We start from the raw sequence: 1,410 nt of genomic DNA, 5'->3' as shown, positions 1-1,410 counted from the left end.
TGCTAGCAACTGGCGGTTCGATGATCGCGACTATCGACCTACTAAAAGAGAAAGGCTGTCAGTCAATTAAAGTTCTTGTTCTAGTTGCTGCTCCAGAAGGTATTGAAGCACTAGAAAAAGCGCACCCAGACGTTGAGCTTTACACTGCGGCAATCGATGAGAAGCTAAACGACAAAGGCTACATCGTTCCTGGTCTTGGTGATGCAGGTGATAAGATTTTCGGTACTAAGTAATTAGTTACTCCGAATAAAACAAAGGCTTGGTTTTCACCAAGCCTTTTTTGTTGCTGTTTATTTATTATTTAGAAAGGTTAAAGTGCACCACTTAAAAGTCGCACAGTCGAATTACTTCGCGCTTTCTTCTTCCATTTGAGCGTTATCAACCACGTGGTTTTCACCAAGGTCGTGTGGCAGCACTAGGTTAAGAAGGATTGCCACGATACCACATAGGCTTACACCTTGTAGGCTGAACTCGCCGATACCGAAAGCCATACCACCGATACCAAATACCAGTGTTACTGCAACGATCACTAGGTTACGAGACTTGTGTAGATCAACGTTGTTTTTTATCAGCGTATTCAAACCGACGGTTGCGATAGAACCGAACAGAAGAATCATGATGCCGCCCATTACTGGCACAGGAATGGTTTGCAGAATCGCACCTAGCTTACCTACCAGCGCAAGAACAATAGCGGTAATGGCAGCCCAAGTCATGATCACAGGGTTGAAAGCTTTGGTCAGCATTACCGCGCCTGTTACTTCACTGTAAGTAGTGTTTGGCGGCGCACCAACCATTGATGCTGCAATTGTCGCGATTCCGTCACCCGCGATAGTGCGGTGTAGGCCTGGTTTCTTCAGGTAGTTTTTACCCGTTACATTTGAGATAGCCAACATGTCACCCACGTGCTCTACCGCAGGAGCGATTGCAACTGGGATCATGAATAGAATCGCGTTGATGTTGAACTCAGGCATGGTGAAGTTGGGCATTGCAAGCCAAGCTGCTTGAGCCACAGGTGTAAAGTCAACCACACCGTAGAATAGGGATACTGAATAGCCCGCCAAAATACCACCCACGATAGGAACCAGTTTTAGGAACCCTTTTGCGAACACGCTAAGTGCAATCGTCGTTAGCAGCGAAACCGCAGAGATAATGACCGCAGCATCGCCATTTACTAACTGAACCGCACCGTCGCCCGTTTTACCTACCGCCATGTTAACTGCCGTTGGCGCAAGGCCAAGGCCGATAACCATGATCACGGGGCCAACTACAACCGGTGGCAAAATCTTATGGATAAACCCTACACCACGCACTTTGATCATCGCGCCAAGTGCAACGTAAACCAAACCTGCCGCCATCAAGCCGCCCATAGTTGCACCAATACCCCAAGTTTGGATACCGAACATAATAGGA

2 protein-coding genes are annotated in these 1,410 nt (G+C 47.5%); one reads left to right on the top strand and one right to left on the bottom strand.

Annotation, left to right across the window (positions count from 1 at the left end):
- On the top strand, positions 1-233 hold a 233-nt coding region (gene upp, locus R7P35_RS24375), incomplete at its 5' end, for a uracil phosphoribosyltransferase (protein WP_318092916.1).
- Positions 234-344: 111 nt separating this feature from the next.
- Here the strand turns inward: upp and R7P35_RS24370 are convergent.
- The coding region (locus tag R7P35_RS24370) for a uracil-xanthine permease family protein (protein ID WP_031843317.1) at positions 345-1,410 on the bottom strand (1,066 nt) is incomplete at its 5' end.

The organism is Vibrio sp. Vb0304, assembly GCF_033338995.1.
In the GTDB taxonomy this organism is placed as follows: domain Bacteria; phylum Pseudomonadota; class Gammaproteobacteria; order Enterobacterales; family Vibrionaceae; genus Vibrio; species Vibrio alginolyticus.
Note: the sequence above shows the minus strand (reverse complement) of the source record. Positions and strands in the feature narration are given on the sequence as shown.